Annotated in this window: 1 protein-coding gene; it reads right to left on the bottom strand. The window is 41.4% G+C overall.

What is annotated here, in order from left to right; all coding sequences use genetic code 11:
• The coding region (locus H4J67_RS21380) for a cadherin-like domain-containing protein (RefSeq protein ID WP_182204974.1) at nt 1-210 on the bottom strand (210 nt) is incomplete at both ends.

Here is a 210-nt window from a genome sequence, read left to right as displayed (position 1 = left end):
TTCACTATCATCACTTAGATCAGACACTGGTGTCACTGAAATTGTTAGTGTAGAGCTCTGTGTATCACCTGCACCGTCAGTAACAATGTAAGTAATTACAGGCACAGCACCGTTGAAATTATCATTTGGTGTGAAGGTATAGCTACCGTCTGCATTTAAGATGAGTTCACCTTCAGCAAGGGTAACCGTATCACCTGCATTGTACGTATT

It is taken from the genome of Colwellia sp. BRX10-4, from assembly GCF_014077465.1.
Taxonomy (GTDB): Bacteria; Pseudomonadota; Gammaproteobacteria; order Enterobacterales; family Alteromonadaceae; genus Colwellia_A.
This window is presented reverse-complemented; position numbering and strand designations above follow the sequence as displayed.